Source organism: Paraburkholderia sp. SIMBA_054 (genome assembly GCF_046534875.1).
GTDB classification, from domain to species: Bacteria; Pseudomonadota; Gammaproteobacteria; order Burkholderiales; family Burkholderiaceae; genus Paraburkholderia; species Paraburkholderia hospita.
Map to the genome: position 1 here is coordinate 67,599 of NZ_JAWRXV010000015.1, position 25,933 is coordinate 93,531.

At 62.1% G+C, this 25,933-nt stretch carries 18 protein-coding genes; 2 read left to right on the forward strand and 16 right to left on the reverse strand.

The genetic code is table 11. From position 1 onward, the window contains the following. The first annotated feature begins 285 nt into the window (after positions 1 to 285). On the forward strand, positions 286 to 4,179 hold the full coding sequence (locus tag SB822_RS19645) for an ESPR-type extended signal peptide-containing protein (protein ID WP_103153673.1): 3,894 nt from the start codon (positions 286 to 288) through the stop codon (positions 4,177 to 4,179). Between the two features lie 862 nt (positions 4,180 to 5,041). Here SB822_RS19645 and phoR read toward each other — a convergent pair. The 11 genes from phoR to SB822_RS19700 all read right to left on the reverse strand — a co-directional run bounded on the left by phoR (position 5,042) and on the right by SB822_RS19700 (position 17,360). Beyond that, positions 5,042 to 6,355 (reverse strand): phosphate regulon sensor histidine kinase PhoR, encoded by a 1,314-nt coding sequence (gene phoR, locus SB822_RS19650; protein ID WP_090835752.1) that lies wholly within the window; start codon positions 6,353 to 6,355, stop codon positions 5,042 to 5,044. A 102-nt stretch (positions 6,356 to 6,457) separates the two neighbouring features. Then, positions 6,458 to 7,159 carry a phosphate regulon transcriptional regulator PhoB gene (gene phoB, locus SB822_RS19655; protein WP_007748110.1) on the reverse strand — a complete coding sequence of 234 codons (702 nt, stop codon included), beginning with the start codon at positions 7,157 to 7,159 and terminating at the stop codon, positions 6,458 to 6,460. Between the two features lie 81 nt (positions 7,160 to 7,240). Beyond that, positions 7,241 to 7,945 carry a phosphate signaling complex protein PhoU gene (gene phoU / locus SB822_RS19660; RefSeq protein WP_007748108.1) on the reverse strand — a complete coding sequence of 235 codons (705 nt, stop codon included), beginning with the start codon at positions 7,943 to 7,945 and terminating at the stop codon, positions 7,241 to 7,243. A gap of 31 nt (positions 7,946 to 7,976) precedes the next feature. After that, positions 7,977 to 8,825 (reverse strand): phosphate ABC transporter ATP-binding protein PstB, encoded by an 849-nt coding sequence (pstB, locus tag SB822_RS19665; protein ID WP_007748105.1) that lies wholly within the window; start codon positions 8,823 to 8,825, stop codon positions 7,977 to 7,979. A gap of 15 nt (positions 8,826 to 8,840) precedes the next feature. Then, positions 8,841 to 9,737: a phosphate ABC transporter permease PstA gene (pstA, locus tag SB822_RS19670; RefSeq protein ID WP_086917243.1), complete on the reverse strand. Its 897-nt coding sequence runs from the start codon at positions 9,735 to 9,737 to the stop codon at positions 8,841 to 8,843. Continuing rightward, positions 9,734 to 10,732, reverse strand: a complete 999-nt coding sequence (pstC, locus tag SB822_RS19675) for a phosphate ABC transporter permease PstC (protein ID WP_007748101.1) — start codon at positions 10,730 to 10,732, stop codon at positions 9,734 to 9,736. Before pstC ends, pstA begins: the two co-directional genes overlap by 4 nt. 163 nt (positions 10,733 to 10,895) lie before the next feature. Then, complete coding sequence (gene pstS / locus SB822_RS19680; RefSeq protein WP_007748098.1) at positions 10,896 to 11,927, reverse strand: phosphate ABC transporter substrate-binding protein PstS; 1,032 nt, start codon at positions 11,925 to 11,927, stop codon at positions 10,896 to 10,898. Positions 11,928 to 12,213: 286 nt separating this feature from the next. After that, entirely contained in the window at positions 12,214 to 13,572 is a 1,359-nt protein-coding gene (gene glmM / locus SB822_RS19685) for a phosphoglucosamine mutase (RefSeq protein WP_007748096.1), read from the reverse strand. A 28-nt stretch (positions 13,573 to 13,600) separates the two neighbouring features. Next, on the reverse strand, positions 13,601 to 14,443 hold the full coding sequence (gene folP, locus SB822_RS19690) for a dihydropteroate synthase (RefSeq protein ID WP_090835754.1): 843 nt from the start codon (positions 14,441 to 14,443) through the stop codon (positions 13,601 to 13,603). Positions 14,444 to 14,620: 177 nt separating this feature from the next. After that, positions 14,621 to 16,510 carry an ATP-dependent zinc metalloprotease FtsH gene (ftsH, locus tag SB822_RS19695; RefSeq protein ID WP_007748092.1) on the reverse strand — a complete coding sequence of 630 codons (1,890 nt, stop codon included), beginning with the start codon at positions 16,508 to 16,510 and terminating at the stop codon, positions 14,621 to 14,623. 187 nt (positions 16,511 to 16,697) lie between these two features. Then, positions 16,698 to 17,360, reverse strand: coding sequence for an RlmE family RNA methyltransferase (locus tag SB822_RS19700; protein ID WP_079499980.1), 663 nt, complete (start codon positions 17,358 to 17,360; stop codon positions 16,698 to 16,700). A gap of 299 nt (positions 17,361 to 17,659) precedes the next feature. Between SB822_RS19700 and SB822_RS19705 the strand changes: the two genes are divergently transcribed. After that, positions 17,660 to 18,202, forward strand: a complete 543-nt coding sequence (locus SB822_RS19705; RefSeq protein WP_090835755.1) for a YhbY family RNA-binding protein — start codon at positions 17,660 to 17,662, stop codon at positions 18,200 to 18,202. Positions 18,203 to 18,360: 158 nt separating this feature from the next. Here the strand turns inward: SB822_RS19705 and SB822_RS19710 are convergent, their stop codons facing one another. From SB822_RS19710 to SB822_RS19730, 5 genes are all read right to left on the reverse strand, one after another. Continuing rightward, positions 18,361 to 18,867: a DUF4149 domain-containing protein gene (locus SB822_RS19710; RefSeq protein ID WP_009770796.1), complete on the reverse strand. Its 507-nt coding sequence runs from the start codon at positions 18,865 to 18,867 to the stop codon at positions 18,361 to 18,363. Positions 18,868 to 18,886: 19 nt separating this feature from the next. Continuing rightward, a complete protein-coding gene (gene greA, locus SB822_RS19715) occupies positions 18,887 to 19,363 on the reverse strand; it encodes a transcription elongation factor GreA (RefSeq protein ID WP_007748062.1) in 477 nt (158 codons plus the stop codon). A 152-nt stretch (positions 19,364 to 19,515) separates the two neighbouring features. Further along, on the reverse strand, positions 19,516 to 22,770 hold the full coding sequence (gene carB, locus SB822_RS19720; protein ID WP_090835756.1) for a carbamoyl-phosphate synthase large subunit: 3,255 nt from the start codon (positions 22,768 to 22,770) through the stop codon (positions 19,516 to 19,518). A gap of 137 nt (positions 22,771 to 22,907) precedes the next feature. Beyond that, positions 22,908 to 24,062: a glutamine-hydrolyzing carbamoyl-phosphate synthase small subunit gene (gene carA / locus SB822_RS19725; protein WP_090835757.1), complete on the reverse strand. Its 1,155-nt coding sequence runs from the start codon at positions 24,060 to 24,062 to the stop codon at positions 22,908 to 22,910. 456 nt (positions 24,063 to 24,518) lie between these two features. Then, positions 24,519 to 25,763 (reverse strand): MFS transporter, encoded by a 1,245-nt coding sequence (locus SB822_RS19730; protein ID WP_090835758.1) that lies wholly within the window; start codon positions 25,761 to 25,763, stop codon positions 24,519 to 24,521. Positions 25,764 to 25,933: the final 170 nt, after the last annotated feature.

Here is a 25,933-nt window from a genome sequence, read left to right on the forward strand (position 1 = left end):
TCCTCAATAAATCAGACAAATACAGCGCGTCCGGCAAATCCCAGGATACCCGCCTCATCAAATTAAGAGTTGTCTCATTAAAGCCCAGTCTCATCTCAAATAAATTTAGAGACATCGAAACGAACTCGCTTCTGGTTCGCGGAATTCCCCGAAAACCGACGAGCATTCGACATCCACGGCTATCGAGATAGCAGCAGATTCATGCACGCATGTGCGGCATCGCTTTGTTCGCGAATCTCAAAATGATAGATCGTTATCCTAAATTTATCTGCTGACGAGTTTTCCATGAACAAGACTTACCGAAATGTTTGGTGCGCAAAGACGGGTACGTTTATCGCCGCAGCCGAAACCGCCAGGGCCAAGGGCAAATCGGCCCGCAGCGGCATGCGTGCGCTGACCTGCGCAACGCTGCTGACGCTCGGCGGCGTGGCGGGTGCGGCGCACGCAGGCGCGCTGGACGGTGGCTCGACGCTCGGCGGAATCGCTGCTGACATCGCGTACGGCAGCGGCGCTCAAACGACGAACGCAGCAGGCGGCAAAGCGGCTGTGGCGATTGGCCAGAACGCTTCGGCAAACAATCTCTCCGGCGCAACGCCGAACGTTGACGGAACGGTCGCCGTTGGTGACTCCGCCAAGGCAACGGATGGCGGCGTTGCCGTAGGCGGGGCGAGCTATGCAGGCTCGATGTCGACGGCGGTAGGCGCCGGCGCGACGGCGGCGACGGCCAATTCGGTGGCGCTGGGCGCAAACTCGGTGGCGAACTCGACCACGCTCGGTACGGCTGGCTTTGCGCCCGTCGGCGGCACGGCAATCTCGGCAGCGACGGCGGCGGGCGAAGTGTCGATTGGCCAAGCGGGCGCCGAGCGTCGGATCACGAACGTGGCTGCGGGTCTGAATCCGACCGATGCTGTGAACCTGAGCCAGCTGATGTCGGTAGATGCGAAGGTCAACAACATCACCAACGGTGGCGCTGGCATCAAATACTTCCACACAAACTCGGCGGCGCCGGACTCGATGGCGTCGGGAAATGGTTCGGTCGCAGTCGGACCGGCCGCATCGGCGTCGAATGGAAATACCATTGCGATCGGAAGCGGTGCGACGGCAAGCGGCGGCAGTTCGCAAGCATTCGGACTAAATGCGCAATCTTCCGGTTCATTGTCAACAGCAATTGGCCCTGGTGCAAACGCCATGGGCCTGTATGCAACTGCTCTCGGCTACAACACGAGCGCTGTGCAACAAAACACGTTCGCTATGGGATCAAAGTCGACCGCCTCCGCTTCCGACGCCATCGCGATCGGCACCCAGTCGATATCTGACGCGAACTCAGACGCCGCGATATCGGTTGGGCGATTGAGCCGGTCTTTGAATGCCCCAAATGCTCTGGCGATTGGCAACCAAGCCATGGCAGCGGCTGCCAACGTGGTCGCTCTAGGCTTTAACGCGACCGCAACGGCATCCAACTCGGTAGCACTGGGCGCTAATTCGACCACGACGGCGAATCTGACTAGCACGGGATACAACCCCGGTTCAGGCTCGCTATCGGGTACGGCATCAACGGCCAACGGCGAAGTCTCCGTGGGCTCGACGGGTACGGAACGCCGTCTCACAAACGTGGCCGCCGGTTCGGCAGCTACCGATGCCGTGAACGTGAGCCAGTTGCAATCCGAGAATGCAAAGGTTAATGCACAAGGCGCAGCCACGGCAGCAGCGTTGGGCGGCGGCTCGACCTACAACTCGACAACGGGTGCGATCACGAACCCGACGTATGTAGTGGGTGGAAGCACCATCAACAACGTGGCTGGCGCGATCAGCAACATCGACGCACGCACCACGCAAAACGCGAACGACATCACCAACATCGACGCACGCACCACGCAGAACTCGAGCGATATCACCGACCTGACCACGGCCATCAACAACGGCGAATTAGGCCTCGTTCAGCAAGACGCAACGACCCGCAACATTTCGGTCGCGAAGACCACCGACGGCACGATCGTCGATTTCACCGGCACAGCGGGCGCGCGCAAGCTGACGGGCGTACACGCTGGCGACGTGAGCGCATCGAGCGCCGATGCCATCAACGGCTCGCAGCTTTACAGCCTGGCGAACTCGACGGCGAGTGCGATCGGCGGCGGCTCGACGGTCAATAGCGACGGCTCGATCTCGGCACCGAGCTACGTGATCGGCGGCACGACTATGAACAGCATCGCTGGCGCGATCACCAACATCGATGCGCGCACCACGCAGAACTCGAACGACATCACCACCATTGATGCGCGCACCACGCAAATCGTCGGCGACGTCACTAATCTCGACGCCCGCACGACGCAAATGTCGAGCGATATCACGAACCTGACCACGGCGATCAACAGCGGCGAACTCGGCCTCGCCCAACAGGACGATACGACGCGCAACATCACCGTCGCGAAGGCCACGGACGGCACGATCGTCGATTTCACCGGCACAGCGGGCGCGCGCAAGCTGACGGGCGTGCTCGCTGGCAACGTGAACGCGTCGAGCGTCGATGCCGTCAACGGCTCGCAGCTTTACAGCGTCGCGAATTCGACGGCCAGCGCGATCGGCGGCGGCTCGACGGTCAACAGCGACGGCTCGATCTCGGCACCCAGCTACGTGATCGGCGGCAAAACGGTCAACAGCATCGGCGGCGCAGTCACCAATATCGATGCGCGTACCACGCAACTGGCGAACGATGTCACCAACCTGACGACGTCGATCAACAACGGCGGACTCGGCCTCGTCCAACAGGACGCGACCACCCGCAACATCACGGTCGCCAAAGCAACCGACGGCACGATCGTCGACTTCACCGGCACAGCGGGCGCGCGCAAGCTGACGGGCGTACACGCTGGCGACGTGAGCGCATCGAGCGCCGATGCCATCAACGGCTCGCAGCTTTACAGCCTGGCGAACTCGACGGCGAGTGCGATCGGCGGCGGCTCGACGGTCAATAGCGACGGCTCGATCTCGGCACCGAGCTACGTGATCGGCGGCACGACGATGAACAGCATCGCTGGCGCGATCACCAATATCGACGCCCGCACCACGCAGAACGCGTCGGACATCAGCAGCATCAACACCGCGTTGAGCGACATCACCGGCGGCGGAATGGGCATCAAGTACTTCCACACGAACTCGATGCTGGCGGACTCGCAGGCGACGGGTAGCGAATCGGTGGCGATCGGCGGCGCTGCCGTGGCAACGGCCGCCAACTCGGTCGCGCTCGGCTCGAACTCGGTTGCGAACCGCGCGAACTCGGTTTCCGTGGGTTCGGCAGGCGCCGAACGGCAGATCACGAACGTGGCGGCAGGTACGGCCGACACGGACGCCGTCAACGTCGCACAACTGAAGGCAACGGGTCTCGTCGGCACGGACGGCACGTCGAAAGCGGCTGTCACCTACGACAGCAACGCAGACGGTTCCGTCAGCTACAGCAGCGTGACGATGGGAAGCGGCATCGCGGGCGGCACGACGATCCACAACGTGGCAGCCGGTACGGTCGACACCGACGCCGTGAACGTCGCGCAGATGAACTCGGCGCTCGCCAACGTCACCAACATCGCGATGAACTCATCGGCGGGCAACCCGATGTTCGCTGCAAGCGGAGACCGGAGCGCAGAGGCGGCAAGCGCCAACGGCCAGCATGCAACGGCGATGGGTGCGAATGCGAAGGCGTCGGCGGACAACTCGGTCGCGCTGGGTGCGAACTCGGTCGCGGACCGCGCGAATACTGTTTCAGTGGGTTCGAAGGGTAACGAGCGTCAGATCGCCAACGTCGCGGCCGGAACGCAGGGCACGGATGCCGTGAATGTCGACCAGATGAACGATGCGGTCGCCAGCGCGACGGGCAATCTGCCGGCAGGCATGAGCGCCAAGGACTACACCGACCAGCGGTTCAACTCGATGCAGAACACTGTCAACCAGGTCGCGAAAAACTCATACGCGGGTGTGGCCGCCGCGATGGCCATGCCGAACATGACGCCTTCGCAGCCAGGCAACACGGTTGTCGCCGCAGGTGCCGGCTCGTACAAGAGCGGCGCGGCGCTGGGTGTCGGCGCGACCTACCGCTCGCGTAACAGCAAGTGGCTGGTCAATGGCGCGGTGTCGGTGACGTCGACGGGGGACGCAGGTGTTCGCGCTCAGGTTGGGTACGAGTTCTAATCCGAATGCGTCGGATGAGCGCTGGCGGGTTCAGGCGCTGATGTTCCAGTAGTACGAAGCCCGGTTTGCTGGTGACAGTGAGCTGGGCTTTTTTGTTGGTGGGCACGGTTTTTTGTCTGCGACGCTGTTTGGTTTTTTTTTTGGATTTTCGCTGGCATCCGCGTTTTTTTAGCGTGCTTCAAGCGTCGCCCCTGTGCGGGGCGGCACCTACTTTTCTTTGCCGCCGCAAAGAAAAGTAGGCAAAAGAAAGCGGCTAACACCGCCAACATTTCTTCCTGCCTGAGGGCCCCCAACGGGTCTTACACTTCACACGGCAACCACGTGACCCATGCTTGTTGCCAACGCTTTGAGTGTGCGCCTCACCCGCTTCACGCGCCCGCGTCGCAGCATGCCGTGCCAGATATTCCACCGCCGCCCAGGTGGCAAACTGTGTGTAGGCCATAGCACTACACACGCGTCACTTCGGACCGATAGTACACGCGTCCCACCCTGTAAGAGCGCCAGGCTATACGACGCGACAACCTACACACAGTTTGCCACCTGGGCGGCACATACCATTCGCTGCCGCTAGTCCGTGTGCGGGTATTTGAAGCGGGTGAGGCGCTCATTCGGAGCGTTGGCAACGAACGTGAACAGGGACGTTGCCGTGTGCAGCGTAGGACCGGTTGGGGGCCCTCAGGCAAACACTAGAACTGGCGGTGTTAGCCGCTTTCTTTTGCCTACTTTTCTTTGCGGCGGCAAAGAAAAGTAGGTGCCGCCCCGCACAGGGGCGACGCGTGAAGCACGAAGGCAAAGCGCGGATGCCAACGAAAAAACCAAATCGACCCAAAGCGTCGAAGACAACACAAAAAAACCAAACCACTTACGCCGCAGTCGACTGCAACCTGGCCGTCCGTGCGGTCGGAAACCGCACAGTGAACGTACTCCCCCGCCCTTCCTCACTCTTAACCTCGAGCTGCGCATCATGCCGCTGCAGCACATGCTTGACGATAGCAAGCCCAAGCCCGGTACCACCCGTATCCCGCGACCGACTCCGATCAACGCGATAAAACCGCTCAGTCAACCGCGGAATATCCGCAGCAGGAATCCCGAGCCCGCTATCGGTCACACAGAACGTGGCCTGCCCGCCTTGAGCATGCCAGCTCACACTAATCGACCCGCCGTCAGGCGTATACCGAATCGCATTCGTAACGAGATTGCCAAACGCGCTGAGGATCTCCGTCTCGACGCCCGTCACAGTAAGCGCCTCGTCGGCGTCGAACGTAATCCGATGGCGTCCGCCAGAAAGACTCTGCGCATCGTCCTGCAAATGCCGCACCACCGCGCGCATATCGACCATCTGGCTGCTCGGCGGTTTGTTATCGCCTTCGAGCGTCGCGAGCACGAGCAGATCACTGACGATATGCTGCATCCGCTGCGCCTGCTGCATCATCAGATCCAGATACCGCACGCGTTCGCTCTCGTCGAGCGGCAACTCGCGCATCGTCTCGAGAAAACCGGACAGCACGGTCAACGGCGTCTTAAGTTCGTGCGATACATTCGCGACAAAGTCGCGGCGCATCGCGTCCGTGCGTTCCAGCTCCGTGATGTCCTGCGACAGCACCAGCTTGCGGTTCTCGCCGTACGGAAACACCTGCACGGAAATCACGTTCTGCCGCTTGTCGCCCATCCCGCGCATGATCAGCATCTCTTCATAGTGATGCGAATTCAGGTAACGGACGAAGTCGGGATGACGCACGAGATGCGTGATGTGCTGGCGCAGATCGCGTTTCGCATCGAGGCCGAAGTGCTCTTCGGAGATCGCGTTGCACCACTCGATCTGATCGTGATCGTCGAGCATCGCAACGCCGTTCGGCGACGCCTGGATCGCCTGAATGAAACGCGAGTGCTGCTGCTCGACCTGGCGCACCTGCGCGTGCCAGCGCTTCGCGAGCTTGTGCAGCCGGTAGTAGATTTCGCCCCAGATGCCTGGCGCGCTCGGCACTTCGCCATACACAGGCGCGTCGAGCAAACGCCACAGGCGCTGCTTGTGAAACGTGCTGAAAATGCCTTGCGCGAGCAGCGCGAGCACGGCAAGCGTCAACGCCGCCTTGGTGCTGACGAAAACACCGACTGCCGCGCATAGCACAGCGAGGAGCACAAGCGATACCAGGGAGCGCGCCCAGATGATGTTCATGTGTTCCTGCAACCTCGAAGACGAATCTGAAGACTACAGAGACAACAAAGCGCGCTGCGTTGACATGCCGCAGCGCGCTTCGTGTTTTTCGATCAGTTTACCTTATGCGCTCTTGGCCAGGCGATACCCACTGCCCCGCACCGTCTCGATCATCGCATCACAGCCGGCCGGCTTGAGCGCGGCGCGCAGACGCTTGATGTGCACGTCGACCGTGCGCTCTTCGACGAACACATGGTCGCCCCACACCTGATCGAGCAGCTGAGTGCGGCTGTGGACACGCTCCGGGTGCGTCATGAAGAAGTGCAGCAGACGGAATTCCGTCGGACCCAGATCGAGCTTGATCTCGTTGCCTTCCGCATGAGCCGCGACGCGATGCGTAGCCGGGTCGAGCTTCAGCCCGTTGATCGCGACGACGTCTTCCGTCAACTGCGGCGCGCGGCGGCGCAGCACCGCCTTGATGCGCGCCATCAGTTCCTTCGGCGAGAACGGCTTCGTCACGTAATCGTCGGCGCCGATCTCGAGGCCGAGCACCTTGTCCTGCTCGTCGCCGCGCGCCGTCAGCATGATGATGGGAATGTGCTTGGTGCGCTCGTTGTTGCGCAGGTCGCGCGCGAACGCAATACCCGATTTGCCCGGCAGCATCCAGTCGAGCAGCACGAGATCGGGAAGCACATCGCTGATCAGGTTCTGCGCCTGTTCGGCGTTGTACGCACGAATCGGACAATGGCCCGCGTGTTGCAAGTTGACCGAGATCAGCTCGGAAATAGCGGGTTCATCTTCGATAACGAGAATACTGCTGGGCATCTGCGCCTCTTGATAAACGGTATGCGATGAAAACGGTTTGCGTGAGCGGATAGACGCATCCGCTCACAGATCAACTCAGCATCAGCTGAGCGCCTCGCGTTCGAGCGCGTCGCGGCCCATGTGGCGCACGTCCGTGCCCTTCACCACGTAGATGATGAACTCGGCGATGTTCTTCGAGTGGTCGCCGATCCGCTCGATCGCCTTCGCGATGAACAGAAAGTCGAGCCCGACGGAGATCAGGCGCGGATCTTCCGTCATGTACGAAATCAGCTTGCGCACGAACGCGCGGAATTCCTCGTCGATCGCCTTGTCGTCGCGCACGATCTGCGCGGCCGCCACGGTGTCGAGGCGCGCGAACGCATCGAGCGCGCGGCGCAGGATGCTCACGGCCATATCGCCCGACAGCTTGATCTCGGCGATGTTGATCGTGCGCGATGCGCCGTCTTCCGACAGGCGCTTGGTGCGCTTGGCGATCTTCTCGGCTTCGTCGCCGGCGCGCTCGAGGTTCGTGATGGTCTTCGAGATCGCCATCACGAGGCGCAGGTCACGCGCCGTCGGCTGACGCCGCGCGATGATGTTGCTGCACTCTTCGTCGATCTCGACTTCCATCTGGTTCAGACGTTCTTCTGCGGCGATCACCTGATCGGCGATACCAGTGTCGAATTCGTTCAGCGCGTTCATCGCGGCGACGATCTGCGCCTCGACGAGGCCGCCCATTTCGAGCACCTTCGAAGACACGGCGTTCAGATCGGCGTCGAACTGGCTGGACAGGTGTTTGTCGGACATGTCGTACTCCCTAAGCTCGTGCGCTCAGCGCTTAGCCGAAACGGCCCGTGATGTAGTCTTCCGTTTCCTTGCGGACCGGCTTGATGAAGATCTTCTCGGTGTCGCCGAACTCGATCAGCTCACCCAGGTACATATAGGCAGTGTAGTCCGAACAACGCGCCGCCTGCTGCATGTTGTGCGTGACGATCACCACCGTATAGTCGCTCTTCAGTTCGGCGATCAGCTCTTCGATGCGCCCCGTCGAAATCGGGTCGAGCGCCGAGCACGGCTCGTCGAGCAACAGCACTTCCGGACGGATCGCAATGCCGCGCGCGATGCACAGACGCTGCTGCTGGCCGCCCGACAGACCGTAGCCGCTCTGGCCGAGCTTGTCCTTCACTTCATTCCACAGGGCCGCCTTGGTCAGGGCCCACTCGACGCGGTCGTCCATCTCCGAGCGCGACAGCGTTTCGAACATCTTCACGCCGAAAGCGATGTTGTCGTAGATCGACATCGGGAACGGCGTCGGCTTCTGGAACACCATGCCGATGCGCGCGCGCAGCAGCGAAATGTCGCGCTTCGTCGTGAGCAGGTTTTCGCCGTCCATCAGGATTTCGCCTTCGGCGCGTTGCTCCGGATAAAGCGCATACATCTTGTTGAACGTGCGCAGCAGCGTCGACTTGCCGCAACCCGACGGACCGATGAACGCGGTCACCTTGCCTTCGGGAATCTGCAGGTTGATGTTCTTCAGCGCGTGATACTTGCTGTAGAAGAAGTTCAGGTTGTTGACTTCGATCTTCGGGCGCGAGGGCGCTGCCGCTTGACCGCTCTGTGCCGGGTCGAAACCGGCGGGTGCCGCCGGGCGTTCGACGGGATTCAGGTGACTTTCTGCCATGTTCATCGGATCGCTCCGCCCTTACTTGTTCGAAAAGATCGTACGCGCGAGGATGTTGAGTCCCAACACTCCGAGCGTGATCAGGAAGACGCCAGCCCACGCGAGCGATTGCCACTGCGCAAACGGGCTCATCGCGAACTTGAAGATCGTGACCGGCAGGTTCGCAACCGGTTGATTCATGTCCAGCGTGAAGAATTGATTGGACAGCGCCGTGAAGAGCAGCGGTGCCGTTTCACCGGCGATACGCGCGATGGCCAGCAACACGCCCGTCACGATACCCGCCACCGACGCCTTCAGCGTGATCGACAGCACCATCTTCCACTTCGGCGTGCCGAGCGCGAAAGCCGCTTCACGCAGCGCGTTCGGCACGAGCTTCAGCATGTTCTCCGTGGTGCGGATCACGATGGGAACCTGCAGCAGCGCCAGCGAGATCACGCCTGCCCAGCCGCTGAAGTGGCCCATCTTGGCAACCACGAGCGCATACACGAACAGACCGACGACGATCGACGGCGCCGACAGCAGAATGTCGTTGATGAAGCGCGTGATGCTCGCGAGCCAGCCCTTCTGGCCGTACTCGGCGAGATACACACCCGCCATGATGCCGATCGGCGTGCCGACGAACGTGGCAATCACGACCAGCATCAGGCTGCCGACGATCGCGTTCGCGAGGCCGCCGCCGTCCGTGTTCGGTGGCGGCGTCGACTGCGTGAACAGTTCGATGGACAGGCCACCGATGCCAAGGCGCAGCGTCGTGTAGAGGATCCACACGAGCCACAGGAGGCCGAATGCCATTGCCGCGAGCGACATCGTCAGCGCGATCGCATTGGTGACTTTCCGGCGCTTTTGCAGCCGGGTGCGCATCGCTTCGAGCGCGACGCTGTCGTTGCTGCCCGGCATGTTCAACGAGGACTGGCTCATTTCGCGCCCTCCCCTTTCTCGAGGCGAAGCAGCATGATCTTCGAAATCGCCAGCACGATAAAGGTAATCACAAAAAGGATCAGGCCGAGTTCCATCAACGCGGCCGTATGCAGGCCGGGCGCGGCTTCCGCGAACTCGTTCGCGAGCGCCGACGTGATGCTGTTACCCGGCGAGAACAGCGACACGTTGTCGAGCAGATTCGTATTGCCGATCACAAACGTGACGGCCATCGTCTCGCCGAGCGCGCGGCCGAGGCCAAGCATCACGCCGCCGATCACACCCGTCTTCGTGAAAGGAAGCACGATCTTCCACATCACTTCCCAGGTCGTGCAGCCGATGCCGTATGCCGATTCCTTCAGCAGCACGGGCGTAACTTCGAACACGTCGCGCATCACGGAGGCGATGTACGGAATGATCATGATCGCGAGAATCACGCCCGCGCACAGAATGCCGATACCGATGGGCGCACCCTTGAACAGCGCGCCGATGATCGGCATGCCGCCAAGCAGCTTGCCGAGCGGCTTTTCGAAATACTCAGCGAAGATCGGCGCGAACACGAGCAGGCCCCACATGCCGTAGACGATCGACGGAATCGCGGCGAGCAGCTCGATCGCGATGCCGAGCGGCCGGCGCAGCCAGGCGGGCGATAGTTCGGTCAGAAAGAGCGCGATGCCGAAGCTCACGGGCACCGCGATGATGAGTGCAATGATCGACGTCGCAATCGTGCCGTAGATGGGCACCAGCGCGCCAAACTGCTCGGAAGGTGGATCCCAGTCGGCCGTCCACAGGAAGGCGAGGCCGAATTTCTGGATCGTCGGCAACGAGGCGACGAGCAACGACACGATAATGCCGCCGAGCAGCAGTAGCGTGACGATGGCGGAAAGCCGCGCAATGCCGCCGAAAATGACGTCGCCCGCGCGGCTGGGCGCTTTCTGCGTCGTACTACCGGGCGGAGTCGACCGGGCGCCGTCAGAAGTGAGAGGGAGGTCGGACATGGGAGCTGATAAACCTGTTTCCGGTTGCCGCATGGCGTATGCCAGACGGCCAGAACGATGGCCGCCGGGCTTCATCGAAGCCGGGCGGCCGGCCGCGCGCATCATCCAGATATCATGCGCGCGGTGCTTGCTGCTGTTGCCTGCTGTTGCTGCAAGTCGAGGATTACTCGGCGAGCGCCTTGCCCGATGCGTCCTTGACCTTTGCCTTCCACTGCGTCTTGATTTCCGACACGACCGATTCCGGCAGCGTGATGTAGTCCAGATCGTTCGCAGCCTGGCTGCCGTTCTTGAATGCCCAGTCGAAGAACTTCAGCGTTTCCGCGCCTTGCGGGCCCTTTTCCTGCGTCGTGTGCAGCAGCACGAACGTCGCGCCGACGATCGGCCATGCGTTCTTGCCCGGCTCGTTCGTCAGGATCTGGTAGAACGACTTCGACCAGTCAGCGCCGGCTGCCGCTGCCTTGAACGTTTCCGTCTTCGGCTCGACCACCGTGCCTGCCGAGTTCTTCAGGTCGACGTAGGTCATGTGGTTTTGCTTCGCGTATGCCCACTCCACATAGCCGATCGCGCCCGGCAGACGCTGCACGAATGCCGCGACGCCGTCGTTGCCCTTGCCGCCCGTGCCCGTCGGCCAGTTGACCGTCGAACCTTCACCGATCTTCGACTTCCACTCGGGGTTGACCTTCGACAGGTAGTTCGTCCAGATGAAGCTCGTGCCCGAGCCGTCAGCGCGGCGGACCACGGCGATGTCGGTATCCGGCAGCTTGACCTTCGGGTTCAGCGCGGCGATTTCCGGGTCGTTCCACTTCTTGACCTTGCCGAGGTAGATGTCGCCGAGCACTTCGCCCGACAGCGTGATTTCACCAGCCTTCACGCCCGGCACGTTGATAACGGGCACCACGCCGCCGACCACCGTCGGGAACTGGAACAGGCCTTCCTTCGCGAGTTCGTCGTCCTTCAGCGGAGCGTCCGAGCCTGCGAAGTCAACCGTCTTCGCGACGATCTGCTTGACGCCGCCCGACGAGCCGATGCCCTGATAGTTGACCTTGCCGCCGCCCGTCTTCTGGTAAGCATCTGCCCACTTCGTGTAGATCGGTGCTGCAAAGGTGCTGCCCGCGCCAGTGATATCGGCGGCTTGCGCTGCGATCGCGAAGAGAGCGCCAGCCATGCCAGCGAACGCGGTTTGCATCAGTTTCATGTTTTCTCCGTGGTTATGAGCGTGTGCAACGACACCGCGAAGAATAGTGGCCTATTGTGACAGTCACATGACTAATCGTGAACTTCGTGTGACAGTTCTATTACGGCCGTGAAAGGCGCTATGTCAGGGTTTCTACTGCGGAAGCAGATGTGCTTTGGATAGGCGGTTTTACGCTCGAAATCGGCCCGTCGCGAACGTTTGCGGGCTCGGGCGCTTAATCAGACGGTTGCGTGAAAAAAAGGGCGGCATAGAGCCGCCCTTCTCGTCGAAACGCTTCAGTCGCGACTCAGGTCGTCGCTTGCTTCACGACGTCCGCGATCGTTTCCGCATGATGCACGGCGTCCTTTTCTTGCGCGGCCTCGACCATCACGCGCAGGACGGGCTCAGTGCCCGACGCGCGGATCAGTACGCGCCCGCTGCCGTCGAGCGCGCCTTCCGCCTCACTGATCGCGCGGCGGATCGCGTCGCTGCCCTTCCAGTCCGCGCCCGGCTGCATCCGCACGTTGATCAGCTTCTGCGGGAACAGATTGACGCCTTCGAGCAGTTGCTCGAGCGACCGGCCGCTGCGCTGCATCGCTGCCAGCACCAGCAGCGCGGAGACGATACCGTCGCCCGTCGAATGGCGATCCAGCGACAGGATGTGGCCCGAACCTTCCGCGCCGAGTTCCCAGCCATGCTCGCGCAGTTGTTCCAGCACGTAGCGGTCGCCGACGGCGGCACGCACGAACTGCACGCCCACCTTCTTCAGCGCCACTTCGACAGCCATGTTGGTCATCAGCGTGCCCACTGCGCCTTCAACCTTGCCTTGCGTCGCGATCCGGTCCTGCACCAGCACGTACAGCAGCTCGTCGCCGTTGTAGAGCCGCCCGTTCGCGTCGACGACCTGCAGGCGGTCGGCGTCGCCATCGAGCGCGATGCCGAGATCCGCCTTGTTCGCGCGCACCGCGCGCACGAGCGCGTCGGGCGCCGTCGCACCGACGCCGTCGTTGATGTTGAAGCCGTTCGGCGATACGCCGATCGTGATCACGTCCGCACCGAGTTCATGGAACACTTGCGGCGCGACGTCGTACGCCGCGCCGTGCGCGCAGTCGACGACCAGCTTCATGCCGCGCAGATCGAACGCCTGCGGGAAGGTGCTCTTGCAGAACTCGATGTAACGGCCTGCCGCGTCGTCCAGACGTCGCGCCTTGCCGAGGCGCTCGGACGGCGCGCAATCGAGCGGCTTGTCCAGTTGCTCTTCGATCTGCAGTTCGACTTCGTCCGGCAGCTTGTTGCCGTCGGCGGAGAAGAACTTGATGCCGTTGTCGTAGTACGGATTGTGCGAGGCGCTGATCACCACACCCGCCGCAAGACGCAGTGCGCGCGTCAGATATGCGACGCCCGGCGTCGGCATCGGCCCCGCCAGCATCACGTCGACACCTGCCGCCGAGAAGCCCGACTCCAGCGCCGCTTCGAGCATGTAGCCCGACACACGCGTGTCCTTGCCGATCAGCACCGTAGGCCGCTTGCCCGTATTCGCCCAGGTGTCGGCGCCCGCGAGCACCTTGCCGGCTGCGTAGCCGAGCCGCAGCACAAAGTCAGGCGTGATCGGCGCTTCGCCGACCTTGCCTCGAATCCCATCCGTTCCGAAATATCGACGTGCCATATTGGAATTTTCCTCCCAAGCGTGGAGATCAGGCGCGCCGCGCTGCATCGCGCGTCGCCGCCCATACTTTTAGTGCATCCACCGTCTGCTCTACGTCATGCACGCGGATGATCGCCGCCCCCCGTTCAGCCGCGCATACGGCCGCCGCGACACTCGCCGCTACGCGTTGCCGCGCAGGCCTGTCCACGACAGCGCCCAGCATCGACTTGCGCGACATGCCGGCCAGAATGGGCAGCGGCGTGCCGACGATCGGCGCGGTCTGAGACAGGTGAGCGAGCAGCGCGTAATTATGCTCGACCGTCTTGCCAAATCCGAATCCTGGATCGACGCTGATGCGATTTTTCGCAACACCTGCGCTCATCATCGTATTGACACGTTCGTCGAGGAAGGCGCGGATCTCAGCGACGACGTCCGCGTAGGCGGGTTCGCCGACCTGCATCGTCTGCGGTTCGCCGAGCATATGCATCACGCACAGACCACATTGGCTGTCCTTCACGGCGTCGATCGCGCCGGGCATCCTGAAGCCCCAGATATCATTAATCAGATCAGCGCCGGCCGCCAGCGCATGGCGCATAACTTCAGGTTTATACGTGTCGACGGATACGGGAATACCTGCGTCGCTCAGTTCCTTGACTAGGGGTATCACGCGATCCAGCTCATCTTGGAGCGGTACGGGCGGCGCACCGGGCCGCGTCGACTCGCCGCCAATGTCGATGATGTCGGCGCCGTCGGCCAGCATCAGCTCCGCCTGCAGCCGCGCCTTGCTGGGCTCTGCGTACAGACCACCGTCGGAAAACGAATCGGGTGTGACATTCAGAATGCCCATCACGAGCGGGCGTTCGAACGTAAAGGTGAACCGGCCGCATTGCATCGGCTCTGGAATGGGATAAAGCGGGGAATTGGCGTTTGACACGAGACAGGACCGTACTACGAAGGCGAAGGGTTAAGAACGACCGCGAAACGACCGTATCGCGATCCGAGCAGCATTAGAAATGAAAACGGGCCGGTGTGAAAACACACCGGCCCGTAAAACACCTTTAACCGATCATCAGGTAGCCGGCGCGGTCGCGCTGCCAGGCTTCACTTCCGTGCCCGGGCTGCTGCCGCCCGATGCGTCGGTAGGCGACGGCGAGCTCTTCGGCGAGCGCGGCGGACGGCCAGCCATGATGTCGTTGATCTGATCGGCGTCGATCGTTTCCCACTCCATCAGTGCTGCGGTCATCGCCTCGACCTTGTCGCGATTTGCGTCGAGCAAGCGCTTCGCGAGGTTGTACTGGTCGTCCAGCACGCGACGGATTTCCGCGTCGACCTTCTGCTGCGTCGCTTCCGAAATGGTGCGCGTGAAGCCCCGGCCGAACGGCGACGCATCGTTCTCGTCGTCGACGTAGACCATCGGTCCCAACGCGTCGGTCATACCGAAGCGAGCCACCATCGCACGCGCGGTGGCCGTCGCCTTGTTGAAGTCGTCGGATGCGCCCGTGCTGATCAGGTTCAGGAACAGCTCTTCCGCCACGCGCCCGCCGAACAGGATGGCCAGACGGTCGAGCAGGTAATCCTTCGAATACGTTTCGTTGTCGTGCTCCGGCAACTGCCACGTCACGCCCAACGCACGACCGCGCGGGATGATCGTGACCTTGTGCACCGGGTCCGCCTTCGGCAGCAGCTTGGCGATCACCGCATGGCCGGACTCGTGGTAAGCCGTCGCGCGCTTCGCGTCTTCGCGGATCACGGCCGACTTGCGCTCCGGACCCATGAAGATCTTGTCCTTCGCGTCCTCGAAGTCCTGCATTTCGACGATGCGCTTGCCGCGACGCGCGGCGAACAGCGCCGCTTCGTTCACGAGGTTCGCCAGATCGGCGCCCGAGAAGCCCGGCGTGCCACGCGCGATCACTGCCGCGTCGACGTCGTTCGAGATCGGTACCTTGCGCAAGTGCACCTTCATGATGTGCTCGCGGCCACGGATATCCGGCAAACCGACATACACCTGACGGTCGAAACGGCCCGGACGCAGCAGCGCCTTGTCCAGCACGTCCGAACGGTTCGTCGCGGCGATCACGATCACACCCGAGTTCGCTTCGAAGCCGTCCATCTCGACGAGCATCTGGTTCAGCGTCTGTTCGCGCTCGTCGTTGCCGCCGCCCATGCCGGCGCCGCGATGACGGCCGACCGCGTCGATTTCGTCGATGAACACGATGCAAGGCGCATGCTTCTTCGCCTGCTCGAACATGTCACGCACACGAGCCGCGCCAACGCCGACGAACATTTCGACGAAGTCCGAACCCGAGATGCTGAAGAACGGCACCTTCGCCTCACCAGCGATAGCGCGCGCGAGCAACGTCTTACCGGTTCCTGGCGGACCAACCAGCAGCACACCGCGTGGAATGCGGCCGCCGAGCTTCTGGAACTTCTGCGGATCGCGCAGGAAGTCGACCAGTTCGGACACTTCTTCCTTGGCCTCGTCGCAGCCGGCGACATCCGAGAAATTGATTGCGTTGTTGTTCTCATCGATCAGACGCGCACGGGATTTACCGAACGAGAACGCACCACCTTTCCCGCCTCCCTGCATCTGTCTCATCATGTAGAACCAAAACCCGATGATCAGGATGGTTGGCCCGAGGTAATACAACGCGGACACCAGCGCGTTCGGCTCGTCATCCGCCTTGCCGCTGACCTGCACGCCATACTTCATCAGGTCGCCGACCATCCAGATGTCGCCCGGCGACACGATCTGATACTTCTGACCGTCGGCCGGCGTCACCGTGAGGTTGCGCCCCTGAACGATCACGCTCTTGACCTTGCCGCTTTTCGCGTCGTCCATGAACTGCGAATACGAAACGCCTTCCTGGACACGGGGCTTGTCGAACTGCTTGAACACCGTAAACAGCACCAGTGCGATCACCAGCCACACTGCTGCTTTCGAAAACATGTTGTTGTTCAAAGCACCACTCCTTCACTCATAGACAAGCGCCTACATTTGCCTTGCGGCACCACTCAGGCATTCTAATCCAGTCCGAAGACCCCTGCCATAAGCATTCGCTACCGCATAAATAGCGTACCGCGCAACCTCAGCGCTCTTATTTTCCGGCGTGCCGGAAATGCGGGCTTACATATCACTGCACCCGTTTTTAACGGGGTCGCTTCAGATGCCTTCCCAGAATAAACGTCTCGGAGGATTTGTCCCGAGACGCCTTCGGTTTGCGAGCGGCCACCGTCTTAAACTGATGCTTGAACTTTTCGACAATCTGGCTGTAACCGCTGCCGTGAAAGCATTTAACTAAAAGGGCACCATCAGGTTTGAGGTGGTTTTGCGAAAACTCCAGCGCGAGATCGCACACATGCTCGATTCGCGCGGCATCCGCCACCCCCACTCCCGACAGGTTGGGCGCCATATCCGAAATTACAAGATCGACATCGCGCTCTCCGACCACTTCTTCCAGTTGTTCGAGAACATTGTCCTCGCGGAAGTCGCCCTGAATGAAATGAACGTCGGCGATCGGCTCCATCGGCAGCAGGTCGAGCGCGATGATTGTGCCGTCGATCCCGCCGTCCCGCTGTGCGTCGCGGTGCTTGCCCTGCGCGAGCTTGTTGCGTACGTACTGGCTCCAGCTGCCGGGCGCCGCGCCCAGATCGACGATGACCTGACCCGGCCGGATCAGCTTGTCCTGCTCGTCGATTTCCTTCAGCTTGTAGGCTGCGCGGGCGCGATAGCCCTCCCGCTGTGCCATTTTCACGTACGGATCGTTGATGTGGTCGTGCAGCCACGACGTGTTGAACTTGTTTTTTGCCATTAAACGTTGAACTCTTGCTACGTAATGCCGCGCTTTTAGCGGATAATACGCGTTTAATTCGCGCGGCTGCAGCCAAAGGCCGCCTTCCGCGCTCGTGATTCTGCTGGTAGTCCGCGCTGCCGTCGCCGCTGCCATCGCACCTGGCGCCGGCCTTGATGCCGGATTCATCGCCCGCAGTTGCCTAACCGCAGTTTCCTGATTTTTCGCGCACCGCCTGCTGTTCCGCCGGATCGCCGGTTTGCCGGACCACCGGTCCCTGCTCGCGGGCGTCGCCATTTTAGTCGAGTCCTCTACTTCTCATGCCAGCCCTCAAAGTTTCTTCCGAACAACGCGCCGAATTGCGCTCCCAGGCTCACGCGCTCAAGCCGGTCGTGATCGTCGGCGCCGAAGGGCTGACCGATGCCGTGCTGACTGAAATCAAGGTCCATCTTAAAGCGCACCAGCTGATCAAGATCCGTGTGTTCGGCGACGAGCGCGAAGAGCGCATCGCCATCTACGACGAAATCTGCGATCGCCTGAGTGCGGCGCCGATCCAGCATATCGGCAAGCTGCTCGTCATCTGGAAGCCGGAAAAGGTGGCCACCGAGCGCGCTCCCGCCGCCACGAAAGCGAAGCGCGGCGCGCTGCCGAGCGTCCGTGAGGCCCTCGGCGATGCACCGGCGGGCAAAGGACGCGCGCCTCGCGTCGTGAAGGTCGTCAAGCCGTCCGAAAATCCGCTGCGCAAGCCAAAAGCGCAGAAACTGGTGGTGCGCGGCAACGAGCGCGTCACCGCGGGCGGCAACATCAAGAAAGCGAAGAAACGCCAGACCAGCGCAAAGCGCATGCATCAGACGTCGAAGTAAAACGGGCGTCGCGCGGAAAACCGGTTTGATATTTGGACTGGGCCGCGCCGACCGAAGAGAATTTACCGGGCGCCGCGCCTCGTGCGGCGATCCGTCGCGTACTTGAGTGCTGTCGAGCCAAGCTACTCGCCCACGCGGACGCGATCAGCGTCGATACGCTATCCCGCCGTCCGGCCAGCGACGCGTCCCGCGCCTCGCTCCACGGCGATGCCCGTTCCCGCCGGCAGCTTCCACACGAGCACGATGCCCAACAGGCTTTCGATCAGATAGAACACGCTCGACACGCCGTGCAGCATGCCAAAGCGGCTTGCATAAACAGAGTGGCCGACATCCGTGCCGGCTTCCTGTGCGGCGACGCGCAGCGCATTCATGAACGGTTGCAGCGCAAAGTAGCCGACCAGCACGCACACCAGCATGCCGGCAATCAGCCAGCGCAGACGCCGATACGCATCGCCGCCACGGCGGACCAGCACGTTGCACAGCGCAAGCAGCAGCACGCCGCACACCACGCCGATCACGCCTTCGATGCGAAACAGTTGCGCCGCGACCGCGCCCGCCGTCACCCGGTCGAGCGACGTGAACAGCACGGGCGCCACAGCATAGCCAATGGTCAGCAAGCTGCCGATCCAAACGACCGTCAAGAGGCGGAACAGGCGATGCGGCATCGAAGACACGGCAGCCGCCTCAGATGTAACGGACCGCGATGATTTCGTACTCGCGCACGCCGCCCGGTGCCTGCACCGACGCGACATCGCCTTCCGTCTTGCCGATCAGCGCGCGCGCGATCGGCGAGCTGACGGAAATCAGGCCGTGCTCGAGATCGGCTTCGTCATCGCCGACAATTTGATAGGTAACCGAAGCACCCGAACCCAGATCTTCCAGATCGACCGTCGCGGCGAACACAACGCGGCCTTCCGCGTCGAGTGCGGACGGATCGATGATTTGCGCGCCCGCCAGCTTCGATTCGATTTCAGCGATGCGGCCTTCGATAAAGCCCTGCTTCTCTTTCGCAGCGTCGTACTCGGCGTTTTCCGACAGATCGCCCTGGGCGCGCGCTTCCGAGATCGAGTTGATGACAGACGGACGCTCAACCGATTTCAGGCGCTGCAATTCGTCGCGCAGTTGGTCTGCGCCGCGCTTCGTCAATGGAATAGTGCTCATAAACAACTCTTTGGCAAAAGACAGCCACAAAAAAAATCACCGCGGTTAAGTGCATCCCGCTACGGTGCGCAAACGTGGCACAAAGCCCGATCTGACACCTTAGGGACGCCGCTTAACCGCGGCACTTACGACTTGGACAGGAAACTGAAGCCTTAGTTTAGGCGAGCATGGAGGCCTTGTAAATCATAGACTTCCAGGTCCTTCAGATAACGCAGGCCTTCGACGGCGGCACGCGCGCCCGACATCGTCGTGTAGTACGTGACCTTGTTCGCCTGCGCGCTCATGCGGATCGAACGCGAATCGGCGATGGCTGCACGCGTTTCGTCGACGGTCGTGAAGACGAGTGCGATCTCGCCGTTCTTGATCATATCGACGATGTGCGGACGGCCGTCCTTCACCTTGTTGACGACCTTCACCGGAACGCCCGCCGCTTCGATCGCCGCCGCCGTGCCCTTCGTCGCGACGAGCGGATAGCCCAACTCATGCAGCATACGCGCGACTTCGACGGCCTTCGGCTTGTCGGCGTCCATCACGGTCAACAGCACGGTGCCCGTCTCCGGCAGACGCGAACCCGCTGCGAGCTGCGACTTGAAAAGCGCCTCGCCGAAGGTTTGGCCCACGCCCATCACTTCACCCGTCGAACGCATTTCGGGTCCGAGCACCGGGTCGACAGTCGGGAACTTGACGAACGGGAACACCGCTTCCTTCACGCTGAAGTACGGCGGGATGACTTCCTTCGTCACGCCCTGCTGGGCGAGCTTCTGGCCGACCATTGCGCGCGCCGCGATCTTCGCGAGCGGCAGGCTGGTCGCCTTCGACACGTACGGCACCGTACGCGAAGCGCGCGGGTTCACTTCGAGCACGTAGATGACGTCCAGCTTCGAACCGTCAGCCTGCGGCACCTGCTGGATCGCGAACTGCACGTTCATCAAGCCGATCACGTTCAGCGCCTTTGCCATCGCGCCCGTCTGGCGCTTGAGTTCAGCGACGGTTTCCTTCGACAGCGAGTACGGCGGCAGCGAGCAAGCCGAGTCGCCCGAGTGCACGCCTGCCTGCTCGATGTGTTCCATCACGCCGCCGATGAACACCGTGTCGCCGTCCGAGATGCAGTCCACGTCGCATTCGATCGCGTCGTTCAGGAAGCGGTCCAGCAACACGGGCGAATCGTTCGACACCTTCACGGCCTCGCGCATATAGCGCTCGAGGTCGCGCGGCTCGTGGACGATTTCCATCGCGCGGCCGCCGAGCACGTATGACGGACGCACGACAAGCGGATAACCGATTTCGTCGGCGAGCTTGAGCGCTTCGTCTTCCGCGCGCGCGGTGCGGTTCGGCGGCTGACGCAGACCGAGGTCCTGCAGCAGCTTCTGGAAACGCTCGCGGTCTTCTGCGGCGTCGATCATGTCCGGCGACGTGCCGACGATGGGCACGCCGTTCGCCTCGAGATCGAGCGCGAGCTTCAGCGGCGTCTGGCCGCCGTACTGGACGATCACGCCGAGCGGCTTTTCCTTGTCGACGATTTCGAGCACGTCTTCGAGCGTCAGCGGCTCGAAGTACAGACGGTCCGACGTGTCGTAGTCGGTCGAAACGGTTTCAGGGTTGCAGTTGACCATGATCGTTTCGTAGCCGTCTTCGCGCATGGCGAGCGCGGCATGCACGCAGCAGTAGTCGAACTCGATGCCCTGGCCGATCCGGTTCGGGCCGCCGCCCAGCACCATGATCTTCTTGTTGTTCGTCGGGTTCGCTTCGCACTCTTCTTCGTACGTCGAGTACATGTAGGCCGTCTTCGTCGCGAACTCGGCCGCGCAGGTATCGACGCGCTTGTACACGGGGCGCACGTTCAGTTCGATACGGCGCTTGCGCACGTCGGCGCCCGTCGCGCCGATCAGCTTCGCAAGGCGGCGATCCGAGAAGCCGCTCTGCTTCAGATAAATCAGCTCTTCTTTCGTGAGGCTCGCGAGCGTGCGGCCTTCGAGCGCCTTTTCCTTGCGGACGATCTCTTCGATCTGCGCGAGGAACCACGGGTCGATCGCCGTTTCCTCGAAGATTTCCTGTTGCGTCAGACCGAGGCGGAACGCGTCACCGACATACCAGATGCGGTCCGGACCGGCTTCGCCGATCTCGCGGATCACTTCATCGCGGCTCGTGGTCTTTTCGTCCAGACCGTCGACGCCGACTTCCAGACCGCGCAGCGCCTTCTGGAACGATTCCTGGAACGTGCGGCCGATCGCCATCACTTCGCCGACCGACTTCATCTGCGTGGTCAGACGCGGATCGGCTTCACGGAATTTCTCGAACGCAAAACGCGGAATCTTCGTGACGACGTAATCGATGGTCGGTTCGAACGATGCCGGCGTCTGACCGCCCGTGATTTCGTTCTTCAGTTCGTCCAGCGTGTAGCCGACTGCCAGCTTCGCCGCGACCTTCGCGATCGGGAAGCCCGTCGCCTTCGACGCCAAAGCCGACGAACGCGACACGCGCGGGTTCATTTCGATCACGATCATCCGGCCATCGACGGGATTGATCGAGAACTGCACGTTCGAGCCGCCCGTATCGACGCCGATCTCGCGCAGCACCGCGAGCGATGCGTTACGCAGGATCTGATATTCCTTGTCGGTGAGCGTCTGCGCCGGCGCGACGGTAATCGAGTCGCCCGTGTGGATGCCCATCGGGTCGAGGTTTTCGATCGAGCAGACGATGATGCAGTTGTCCTTTTTATCGCGGACCACTTCCATCTCGTACTCTTTCCAGCCGAGCAGCGATTCTTCGATCAGCAGTTCGCGCGTCGGCGACAGATCGAGACCGCGCTTGCAGATTTCTTCGAATTCTTCGCGGTTATACGCGATGCCACCGCCCGAGCCGCCGAGCGTGAACGACGGACGGATCACGATCGGGTAGCCGCCGCCACCCGTGAACGCCGCGATTTCCGCTTGCACCTGCAACGCTTCTTCCATCGAATGCGCGATGCCCGACTTCGCCGAGCCGAGGCCGATCTTCGTCATCGCGTCCTTGAACTTCTGACGGTCTTCAGCCTTGTCGATCGCTTCCGGCGACGCGCCGATCAATTCCACCTTGTACTTTTCCAGCACGCCGTGGTGATGCAGATCGAGCGCGCAGTTCAGCGCGGTCTGGCCGCCCATCGTCGGCAGGATCGCGTCCGGGCGCTCCTTCGCGATGATGCGCTCGACCACTTCCCACGTGATCGGCTCGATGTAGGTGACGTCGGCCGTGTTCGGGTCGGTCATGATCGTCGCCGGATTGCTGTTGACGAGAATGACCTTGTAGCCTTCCTCACGCAGCGCCTTGCACGCCTGCGCGCCCGAGTAGTCGAACTCGCACGCCTGGCCGATGATGATCGGACCCGCGCCGATAATGAGGATGCTCTTGATGTCTGTCCGCTTGGGCATAACGCTCTCGCTAATGTATTCCTGAGTTCTTACTGTTGGCGCGCCGGCGGTGTGCCGTTCGGGCCGGCCCGTATGGGCTGTGCCGAACGGCGTCGCGGGGCGCGCTTTCTTCCGTCGCTGCTTGTGCGAGCGCTTGCTTACGCCGCGGCCGACTTGCTGCCCTTCGCCTCGTCCATCAACGCGGTGAAGCGGTCGAACAGATAGGCGATGTCATTCGGACCGGGCGATGCTTCCGGGTGGCCCTGAAAGCAGAATGCCGGCTTGTCCGTCAGCGCGAAGCCTTGCAGCGTGCCGTCGAACAGCGACACGTGCGTCACCTTCGCATTAGCGGGCAGCGTGTCGGCGTCGACCGCGAAGCCGTGGTTCTGCGACGTGATCACGACGCGGCCGTCCCCGAGGTCCTTCACGGGATGATTCGCGCCGTGGTGGCCCGTCTTCATCTTCATCGTCTTCGCGCCGACGGCGAGACCCATGATCTGATGGCCAAGGCAGATACCGAACGTCGGAATGCCACTCTCGATGAATTCGCGCGTCGCAGCGATCGCGTAATCGCACGGTTCGGGGTCGCCGGGGCCGTTCGACAGGAAGATGCCGTCCGGATTCAGCGCGAGCGCGTCAGCCGCCGTGGCTTGCGCCGGCAGCACCGTGACCTGGCAGCCGCGTTCCGCGAGCATCCGCAGAATGTTGTACTTCACGCCGAAGTCGAACGCGACGACGCGGTAGCGCGGCGTGTTCTGCATGCCGTAGCCGCTGCCCAGGCGCCATTCCGTCTGCTTCCATTCGTACGGCTTTTGCGTCGATACGACCTTCGCGAGGTCCATGCCCGCGAGGCCGGGGAACGAGCGCGCGAGTTCGATTGCCTGCGCTTCGTCATCCGAGCCGGCGAGAATCGCGCCGTTTTGCGCGCCCTTGTCGCGCAGCACGCGCGTGAGCTTGCGGGTGTCGATACCGGCGATCGCGACAACGCCTTCCGCCTTCAGGTAATCCGGGAGCGTGCGCTCCATGCGGAAATTCGACGCGAGAACAGGCAGATCACGGATGATCAGGCCGGCGGCATGGACTTTCGTGGCTTCGACATCTTCGGCGTTCACACCAACATTGCCGATGTGCGGATACGTCAGCGTGACGATCTGGCGCGCGTAGCTGGGGTCGGTCAGGATTTCCTGATAGCCGGTGATGGCCGTATTGAAGACGACTTCACCGATCGTATGACCGGGCGCGCCGATCGAGTAACCACGAAAGACCGTGCCGTCGGCGAGCGCGAGCAGAGCGGGAGAAAATGACGGCAACACGGGAGACTCCTTGGGGAGCACCCTGTTGCCGACCTGTCTATCCGACCGTGCGGGCCGCGGCGAGGCGCATCATTCGATGCGCGCGCAGGCTCGCTCGCGTTGTCGCTGTTCGCGGAGGGTCGCATCGGGCGCCGCGGAGCTCGCAGTCGGCCCATTGTGTAGGCGAACTGGCTGGTTGCGGGCCGCTGGCGACAGTAGCCGGGAGGTTTCACTCATGAAAAACAACCGGGACTACAACGAAACGCGGCGGATGAACGGTATGGGAGAGGTAGGCGCTAGGGTGCGGGTTGATAAGCTCAAACCTTGAAATTATAGCCTGAAATGACCCTTCTCTTCAAATCCGAGATGGGCGATGGCGCGGCGAAGCTGGCATCGTCAGGCGCTCGGGGCGCAATCAGCTTGCCGCGCAAGCCGCCTGGCGGGCCCTTCACCGTGTATCAGGATATGCCCGGCAGCTTACGGCTGATGTTCTGCGTGCACGTGCGCCGGACTTCTGGCCAGCACACGGCTCGGCAGCACGTACCAGATGGCGCTCGCCAGTTGCAGTGCAACGAGAATGCCCCACGCGGTCAGATGCGCGGCGGGTGGATAGTGACCGTCGACGGGTGTCCAGCGCGACAGCACGGCGCCGACGCCAATCTGGAAGCCGAAGATCAGCAGAAAAATGATCAGCGTCAGCGTCGTATTTGCGCGTCCGATCAGATGTTGCGGAAAATGGCGCGCGAGCACCGCATAACTCAGAATGCCGACGCCGCCGAAAATCCCATAAGCCGCCCACAGCAATCCCGCGGGCAGCGGCGCACGCAACATGATCAGCAGTTGCGTGATGACGAAAAGCACCATGCCGATGCCGCAAAACGCATACAGCGACAGCCCACGCCGCTCCATGCTGCGCGCCGCCGCGCCGAAGCCGACGCAGCCGGCCATCATCGCGAAACCGAGCACCGACACGAACGCAGCCGCTTCATGCGACTGGAAGCCCGACACGTCGCGCAACCAGGCGCCCACCCACAGCGACTGCATTGCGTAGAACACGCCTTGCGTGACGACCGAAAACGACGCGATCTTCCAGAACGCCGCACTGCGCAGGATATGCCACGTGCCCTTGAACTGGCTGACGAGGCTGGCCTGATGGTGCGTCTCCTTGGTTTCGGGCGCGAACGCCCATAGCATCGCCGCCACGATGATCGTGAGAATGACGAGCCCAAAACAGACGGCGCGCCAGCTTGCAAAGGTCAGCAGCCACGTCAGCGGCGAACCGACCACGACGCCGCCCAGACCGCCGACGGCCATCACGAGCCCATTGATCAGCGGCAGGCGCGCCGCCGGGAAATGCTGCGCCAGCGCCTTGAACGCGCCGCCCAGGCACACCGACACGCCGACGCCGATCAGCAGCCGCCCGATCATCATTGTCCCGACGCCGTGCGCCACACCGAATACGCCAATGCCTGCGGCGGCGAACAGCAGCATCCCCGCCGTCACGCGACGCGCGCCGTAGTGATCAAGCAGTACACCGGCAGGCAGTTGCGCGCCTGCGAAGCCGAGAAAGTAAAGGCTCGTCAGCAGACCTAGATCGGCGGCCGTCAAGCCGAGCTCGTGCGTGATCAGCGGCGCGAAACCGAGATTCACGCCACGAAACACGTACGAGACGAAATAACCGGCGGAGAACAGGAGAAAAACACGAAGCGGCGTCGAGAACATGAGGCGTCAGCGAGTTGGCCAGGCGGGCCCGAGGGTGAACGATAGCCCAATCATGTCCATCGTGGTGCAAGACCGCGCATCGCGTACGGGCTCCCGTATGGGTCCGCGTATGGGTCCGCGTATGGGTTCCCGTAGGGGAAACGTCGGTCGAAATGAAAAACGCCGTCACC